The sequence below is a fragment of the Neoroseomonas rubea genome, from assembly GCF_016106015.1.
GTDB lineage: Bacteria > Pseudomonadota > Alphaproteobacteria > Acetobacterales > Acetobacteraceae > Neoroseomonas > Neoroseomonas rubea.
Map to the genome: position 1 here is coordinate 1 of NZ_JACADQ010000186.1, position 7,747 is coordinate 7,747.

General features: G+C 73.2%; 7 protein-coding genes. 5 read left to right on the forward strand and 2 right to left on the reverse strand.

Annotated features, from left to right (window positions below; genetic code table 11):
* The 3 genes from HW577_RS16180 to HW577_RS16190 form a co-directional block, all read left to right on the forward strand.
* Positions 1-1,085 (forward strand): peptidylprolyl isomerase (locus HW577_RS16180; RefSeq protein WP_198377184.1); only part of this gene is annotated, 1,085 nt, incomplete at its 5' end.
* Positions 1,082-2,581, forward strand: a complete 1,500-nt coding sequence (gene trpE / locus HW577_RS16185; protein ID WP_198377185.1) for an anthranilate synthase component I — start codon at positions 1,082-1,084, stop codon at positions 2,579-2,581. The genes HW577_RS16180 and trpE, both read left to right, overlap by 4 nt.
* Positions 2,582-2,660: 79 nt before the next feature.
* Positions 2,661-3,746, forward strand: coding sequence for a tetratricopeptide repeat protein (locus HW577_RS16190; protein ID WP_198377186.1), 1,086 nt, complete (start codon positions 2,661-2,663; stop codon positions 3,744-3,746).
* A gap of 215 nt (positions 3,747-3,961) precedes the next feature.
* Here HW577_RS16190 and HW577_RS16195 read toward each other — a convergent pair whose 3' ends face one another.
* A complete protein-coding gene (locus HW577_RS16195) occupies positions 3,962-5,167 on the reverse strand; it encodes a mandelate racemase/muconate lactonizing enzyme family protein (RefSeq protein WP_198377187.1) in 1,206 nt (401 codons plus the stop codon).
* Positions 5,164-6,117, reverse strand: coding sequence for a Bug family tripartite tricarboxylate transporter substrate binding protein (locus HW577_RS16200; RefSeq protein ID WP_198377188.1), 954 nt, complete (start codon positions 6,115-6,117; stop codon positions 5,164-5,166). The genes HW577_RS16195 and HW577_RS16200 overlap by 4 nt, the downstream gene beginning before the upstream one ends.
* 127 nt (positions 6,118-6,244) lie before the next feature.
* Here HW577_RS16200 and HW577_RS16205 point away from each other — a divergent pair, with 127 nt between their 5' ends.
* Together HW577_RS16205 and trpD are read left to right on the forward strand one after the other, a co-directional pair.
* Positions 6,245-6,844 (forward strand): anthranilate synthase component II, encoded by a 600-nt coding sequence (locus HW577_RS16205; protein ID WP_198377189.1) that lies wholly within the window; start codon positions 6,245-6,247, stop codon positions 6,842-6,844.
* A gap of 7 nt (positions 6,845-6,851) precedes the next feature.
* Positions 6,852-7,747: anthranilate phosphoribosyltransferase (trpD, locus tag HW577_RS16210; RefSeq protein WP_198377190.1), on the forward strand; the 896-nt coding region annotated here is incomplete at its 3' end.

The following is a 7,747-nucleotide window of genomic DNA, read 5'->3' on the forward strand; positions in this document are numbered from 1 at the left end:
CGCTCCGCCAGGCGGTGCTGCCCGAGGAAGCGGCGGCACGCGCACTCGCCGAGGCCTGGCGCGGCGGCGCCGAGTTCGCGGCCATCGAGGCACAGGCCGGCGCGGCGGGCGGCAGCGCGGCGGATCTCGGCCTGCTCGACCGCGCGACCATGCCGATTCCGGCCGTCGCCGATGCGGCTTTCGCCGCGGCGGCCGAAGCGGTGACGCAGCCGGTGCGGAGCCCCTTCGGCTGGCACGTGATCCGCGTCGACCGGATCGAGCCCGCGGTGACGCGCACCCTGGCCGATGTGCGCGACGAATTGCGGCGGGAGGTGGCGCGCGACCGCGCCCTCGACATGGCGCATGAACGGGCGAACCGGGTGGAGGATGCGCTGGCGGGCGGGGCGACGCTCGCCGATGTCGCGCAGCGCTTCGGCCTGACGCTGGCCGCGGCGACCTTCGATTCCTCCGGCCGGACGCCGGACAACCAAGTGGTGGAACTGCCGGTCGCACCGGCGCAGCGCAACGAGTTGCTGCGCGCCGTCTTCGCCGCGCGCCAGGGCGACGCGCCGCGCATGACGGAACTCGGCGACGCCTTCATCGGCATCGAGATCCGCAACGTCACGCCGCCCACGCTGCGTCCCTTCGAGAGCGTGGAGGACGCGGTCCGCGCCGCCTTCCTCGCCGATGCGCGGCGCCGCGCGGCGGAGGAACGCGCGGCCGCGGTGATGGCCGCGCTGCGGGATGGCAGGACGATGGCCGAAGCCGCCGAGGCGGCGGGCTTCCCGGTACAGCGGGTCGGCCCCATCGGCCGCAACCCGACCGCGGCCGGCGCGGGCGTGCCGCCCGAGATCGTCGCCCCGCTGTTCGAGGCGCGCGCCAATGCGCCCACCATGGTCGAGACGCGCGACGGCTTCGCGGTTGCCCGGCTGGTCGAGGTGGTGCGCTTCGACCCGGCCTCGGACCCGCTCGGCCTCGGCCGCCTGCGCTCGGAGCTCGAGCAGTCGATGCAGGAGGAGCTTGAGGAGCAGTATGCGGTGGCGCTGCGCGCGCGCGCCAATGTCCGCATCAACACCCAGCTGCTGCAGCAGGTGAGCGGCCCATGAACGAGATGTCCTTCGCCGCCTTCCGCCAGGCGCTGGAAGCCGGGCGCGGCAGCATCCTGGTGCGGGAACGCGTCGCCGACCTCGACACGCCGGTCGGCGCCTTCCTGAAGCTCACGGGTGGGGCGCAGGCGAACGCCTTCCTGCTGGAATCGATCGAAGGCGGGGCCGCGCGCGGGCGCTACTCGGCGATCGGCATGGCGCCGGATCTCGTCTGGCGCTGCCGCAACGGGCGCGCCGAGATCAATCGCCATGCGCTGTCCGCCCCGCATGCCTTCGTGGCCGAGGACGGCGACGCGCTCGAGAGCCTGCGCCGGACCATCACGGAAGCGCGGATGGCCGTGCCGCCCGGGCTGCCGCCCATGGCCGCCGGGCTGTTCGGCTATCTCGGCTACGACATGGTGCGGCTGATCGAGCGGCTGCCGGCGACCAACCCGGACGTGCTCGGCATCCCCGAGGCGGTGATGACGCGGCCGACCCTGATGGCGGTGTTCGACCATGTGCGGGACACGCTGACGCTCTGCGCGCCGGTCTGGCCCGGCGCCGATCCCGCGACAGCATATGAGGCGGCAGTGGCGCGGCTGGACGAGGCCGAGGCCGCGCTCGACCGGCCCGTGCCGCGGCCCGCGCCGCCCGCCTCGCTGCCCGCGATGCCGCCGCCCGAGAGCAATTTCACCGAAGCCGGCTACATCGCGGCGGTCGAGCGCGCGAAGGAGTACATCCGCGCGGGCGACGCCTTCCAGGTCGTGCCGGCGCAGCGTTTCTCCGCCCCCTTCGCGCTGCCGCCCTTCTCGCTCTATCGCGCGCTGCGGCGGATCAATCCCGCGCCCTTCCTGGTGTTCGGCGATTTCGGCGGCTTTTCCGTCGTGGCCGCGAGCCCGGAGATCCTGGTGCGCTGCCGCGACAACACCGTCACGGTCCGCCCGCTGGCCGGCACGCGCCGGCGTGGCGCGACGCCGGATGAGGATCGCGCGCTGGAAGTCGAGCTGCTCGCCGACCCGAAGGAGCGCGCGGAGCACCTGATGCTGCTCGACCTCGGCCGCAACGATGTAGGGCGCGTGGCCGAGGTGGGCAGCGTGAAGGTGACGGCGCAGTTCCAGGTCGAGCGCTATTCGCAGGTGATGCATATCGGCTCCGAGGTGCAGGGGCGCCTGCGCGCGGGCCTCGATGCGCTGGATGCCTATTGCGCCGGTTTCCCCGCCGGCACGCTGACGGGCGCGCCCAAGATCCGCGCGATGGAAATCATCGAGGAGCTGGAGCCGTCCCGCCGCGGCCTCTATGCCGGGGGCATCGGCTATTTCGGCGCCGATGGCGGCATGGACACCTGCATCGCGCTGCGCACGGCGCTGGTGAAGGACGGCGTGATGTACGTGCAGGCCGGCGCCGGCGTGGTGGCCGATTCCGACCCCAAGGCGGAATACGAGGAGACGGTGCAGAAGGCGCGCGCCCTGTTCCGCGCCGCGGAGGAAGCCGTCCGCTTCGCCTCCGGCCGGCGGTGAACATGTGTTGGGTTCCGAGGGCCTTTCGGCCCTCGGCGGGAGGGGTCCGGGGAGGGCGGCGCCCTCCCCGCAGCCACCCATGACGGACGTCGCGCCCCTCGTCGCCCTGGCCGACGAGGCCCGCGCCACGGGCCGCGTCTTCGAAGCTATCGCCGCGCTGCGCAGCCTGCGCGCGCTTGTCCCGGGCGATGCGACGGTGCGCGCCGCCCTCGCCCGTTGCCTCTTCCAGGCCGGCCTCTGGCCCGAGGCCTGGGACGCCTACGACGTCCGCTTCGAGCTGCTGCCCGAGGCTTTCCCGCGCGTCACGCGGCCAGGCGCTGACGGCCCCGAGCCGATCCCCGCCTGGCGTGGCCAGGGCCAGCCGGAGTCCGTGCTGGTGATGGGCGAACAGGGCCTGGGCGACACCATCCAGTTCGCCCGGTACCTGCCCCTGCTGGTCGCGCGCGGCATGCGCGTGCATGCGGTGCTCGACCCCCGGCTGCACGCGCTGCTCGCGCCGCTGGCGGAGGGCATCGACCTGCGCAGCAGCACCGCCGCGGGCAGCGTTCCTGGCGTACGCGCCTGGCTGCCGCTGATGGGCCTGCCGCGCGCGCTGGGGCTTTCGCCGCAGCAGTATCGGGGCCGGGTGCCGTATCTGGCGGCGGATCGCGACAGGCGCGCCCGGATGCGCGCGCGGATCGGCGAAGGCAGGCTTCGCATCGGCATCGTCTGGCAGGGCAATCCGGCGGCCCCGGTAGACCGCAACCGATCCGCGCCGCTGGTCGCCTTCGCGCCGCTCGCCGCCATTCCGGGCGTGCGGCTGTTCTCGCTGCAGAAGGGGCCGGGGGAGGAGCAGGACGCGCCCTTCCCGCTCGACCGGCTGGGGCCGGAGATGGATCAGGGCGCGGACTGGTTCCTCGACACCGCGGCGGCGATCGAGGCGCTGGACCTGGTCGTCGCGGTGGACACGGCGGTGGTGCATCTGGCCGGCGCGCTGGGGCGGCCGGTGCTGATGCTGATGCATGGGCGGCAGGGCGACTGGCGCTGGCTGCATGCGGAGGAGACGCCGCTCTGGTACCCGTCCCTGCGGCTGGTGCGATGCCCGGGCGGCGGGGCGGATTGGCAGGCGGCGGCGGCGCGCGCGGCGTTTCTCGTGCGGACTGGGAACCTGCCAGTTGCTCTCTGAGGCCCTCGGACGGCGGGCGGCGGCCGTCCGGCCGCCTTGCCTTCGCGCCGTGCACTGAGGCGCCGGGCGCGACTGGCGGGCTGGGCACGGTCGTGCTTCGCGCTCCCGGATCGCGGCTTGGCCGCGATCCGCCTTGGGACTGGCCTGCACCACGCGCAGCGACGACGAGATTGGACGCGGCCGGCCGGATGCTGCCGCCGCGATCGGCCTTCGCCCTATCGCGCGCGGCTCTCCCGCACCACCGCATCCTCCCGCGCCGCCACCTCCGGCAGCAGCCGCGCCCCCAGCCCCGGCCCTTCCATCGGCAGCACCCAGCCCTGCTCGACGCGTGGCAGCACGGTCACGAGGTCGCGGTACCAGGTGGCGAGCGTCGCGCGCACCACCTCCTGGAACATCGCCGTCGGCGCGTGCATCGCCAGATGGACGGACGCGATCAGCGTGACCGGCCCCGTGCAGTCATGCGGTGCCACGGGCCGCGCCCAGGCTTCGGCGAGTGCCGCGATCTTGCGTGCCTCGGTCAGGCCGCCGCACCAGGCGAGGTCGAGCATCACGATGTCAGTCGCCCCCGCCACCAGCAGGTCGCGGAAGGCGACCTTGCCGCCCAGCGTCTCGCTCGCGCAGATCGGGGTGCGCACGGCCCGGCGCAGTTCCGCCAGCGAGGCGACGTCGTCCATCTTCGCGATCGGGTCTTCCGCCCAGGTGATCTCGAACTCCTCGAGCGCGCGGCATATCGACAGCGCGGCGGGCATGGACCAGAGCGAATGCAGTTCCGCCATGATCTCCATTCGGTCGCCCACCGCGCGGCGCACCTTGGCGAAGGGCTCGAGCCCCTTCTTCAGGTCCGACAGGGTGATGGACACGCCCTGCGTCGCCGGGGCGTAGATGTCGAAGGGCCAGATCTTCATGGCGTTGAAGCCTTCCGACAGAAGGCTTTCGGCGAGCGTGCCGGCATCGCGCATGAAGGCGACCTGGTCGTCATAGGGGCCGCGCATCTCGTCCGCCGCGCCGATGTCGCGCCGCTGCGCGGACTTCGCGTTGTAGTCGTAGCCGGCGCAGGTGTTGTAGCTGCGAACCTTATCCCGCGCCTTGCCGCCGAGCGCCTCATGCACGGGCACGCCGTGGCGCTGGCCCTTGATGTCCCACAGCGCGATGTCGGTGGCGGATGCCGCGCGGACCTCCGCGCTCGATCCGCCGAAGCCGACATAGGGTGTGAGCAGCAGCCGGGAGACGGCCTCGATGTCGCGCGAGTCACGGCCCAGCAGCGCGGGGGCGACGCTTTCGTGGATCACCGCCTCCACCGCCGCGGCGCCGCGAAACGCCTCGCCCAGGCCGGTGATGCCCTCGTCCGTCGTGATTTCCACCCAGATCAGGTTCGGGCGTTCGCCGATGCGGATGGTGCGGATGTTCGTGATGCGGCTCATTCGGCGCGGATCCCCTGGCGGCGCACCACCTCCGCCCAGCGGACGACCTCGGCGCGGACATGCGTGCCCATCTGCTCCGGCGTGCCGCCGAGCGGCGCCGCCCCCAGCTCCGCCATGCGCGACCGCACGGCGGGGTTTTCCAGCGCCCGGGCGAAGGCGGCGTTCAGCGCGGCGATGGCCGCGGGCGGCGTACGCGACGGCGCCATGAAGCCGAACCAGCTGTCGATCGCCATGCCCTGCACGCCCTGCTCGGCGAAGGTCGGCAGGTCCGGCAGTTCGGGGATGCGCGCATCGCTCACCGCCGCCAGGGCGCGCACCGACCCGCCACGGATATGCGGCAGGATGGACGGCAGGTTGTCGAAGAACACATCGACGCGCCCGGCGACGATGTCCGTGATCGCGGGCCCCGACCCGCGATAGGGCACATGCGTCATCTCGATGCCCGCCAGGCTGCGCAGCAGCTCGGGCCCGAGGTGGTTCGAGGCGCCGACGCCGGAGGACGCGAAGGTCAGCCTCTCCCGCCGCGCAAGCGCGAGGAACTCCTGCACATTCGCCGCCGGCAGGTCGCGCCGGACGGTCATGACGTTGCGCACCGCCCCGGTCAGGATGACGGGCGCGAAGTCCCGCAGCAGGTCGTAGCCGGGATTGGCGTAGAGCGCGGGGTTCGCACCGCAGGGGCCGAAGGCGCATTGCACCAGCGTCGTGCCGTCCGCCGCCCCGCGCGCGGCTTCGGCGAGGCCGATATTGCCCCCCGCGCCGCCGCGGTTTTCCACCACCGCGCCGCGCGGCAGATGGGGCGTGGCGGCCTCGGCCAGGAGGCGCGCCACGATGTCGCTGGTGCCGCCCGGGGTGAAGGGGACGATGATGCGGACCGGGCGGTCCGGCAGGTCGGCCGCCAGGGCGAGCCCAGGCGCGACCAGCGCCAGGGCCATGACCAGGTGCTTGAACATTCTCGGCCTTCCTCCGCCTTCGTTGCGGGCAGGCTAGGCCCCTTCCCGCGCCGGCGGAACCCGCCCGCGCCCCCCCGGAATTCCCCGCCCTTGATTCCCCCGCCCTGCCGGTCCAAGGATCGGCCCCATGATCCTGCTGATCGACAACTACGACAGCTTCACTTTCAACCTCTTCCACTTCCTGGGCGACCTGGGGGCGAAGGTGGAGGTGCGGCGGAACGACGCGATCGATCCGCAGGGCGTGCTGGCGATGAAGCCGGAAGCCGTCGTGCTCTCCCCCGGCCCCTGCACGCCGAACGAGGCCGGCATCTGCCTGCCGCTGATCGCGCTGGCGGCCGAGGCGCGGCTGCCCGTGCTCGGCGTCTGCCTCGGCCACCAGGCCATCGGGCAGGCCTTCGGCGGCAAGGTGATCCGCGCGCCGGAACCGGTGCATGGCAAGGTCTGGCAGGTGCATCACGATGGCCGGGACGTCTTCGCCGGCATCCCCTCCCCCTTCGCGGCCACGCGCTATCATTCGCTGATCGTCGAGCGCGCCAGCATGCCCGACTGCCTCGAGGTCACGGCCTGGACCGAGGATGGGCTGGCCATGGGGCTGAAGCATCGGGACCTGCCGATCTCGGGCGTGCAGTTCCATCCGGAGAGCATCGCCTCCGCCCATGGCCACGACCTGCTGCGCAACTTCCTGACGCTGGCGGGCGCGCGCCTGCCGACGCCCGCCGCCGCCTGAGACCCTCGTGTCGCTCAAGCCGATCCTTGCACGCCTGGCCAATGCCGAGCGCCTGAACGAGGCCGAGGCCGAGGAAGCGTTCGGCATCATCATGGGCGGGGAGGCCACGCCCGCACAGATCGCCGGCCTTCTGATGGCGATGCGCGTGCGCGGGGAGACGGTCGCCGAGATGACCGGCGCCGTGCGCGCCATGCGCGCGCGCATGGCCGCGATCGCAGCGCCCGAAGGGGCGATGGACATCGTCGGCACGGGCGGGGACGCGGCCGGCACGCTCAACATCTCGACCGCCGCGGCGCTGGTGGTGGCCGGCTGCGGCGTGCCGGTGGCGAAACACGGCAATCGCGCGCTGTCCTCGAGATCCGGCGCGGCCGACGCGATCTCGGCCCTCGGCATCTCGCTCGACGTGCCGATCGAGCGCCTGCCCGCCGTGCTGTCGGAAGCGGGCATGGTCTTCCTGATGGCCCCGCGCCACCACGCCTCCATGCGCCACGCCGCGGGGCCGCGCGTCGAACTCGGCACGCGCACCATCTTCAACCTGCTCGGCCCGCTCGCGAACCCGGCCCGGGTGAAGCGCCAGATGACCGGCGCCTTCGCGCCCGAATGGCTGCGGCCCATGGCGCAGGCACTCGCACGGCTCGGGACGGAACGGGCCTGGCTGGTGCACGGCCAGGGCCTCGACGAGCTGACGCTGGCCGGCGAAAGCCAGGTCGTCTCGCTCGAAGCGGACGGGTCGTTGCGCGAGTTCACCGTGACGCCCGAGGATGCCGGCCTGCCCCGCGCGCCGGCCGAGGCGCTGAAGGGCGGCGACCCGGCGCAGAACGCCGCGGCGCTCGAAGCCCTGCTGCGCGGCGCGCCGGGCGCCTACCGCGACGTCGTGCTGCTGAACGCGGCCGCGGCGCTGAT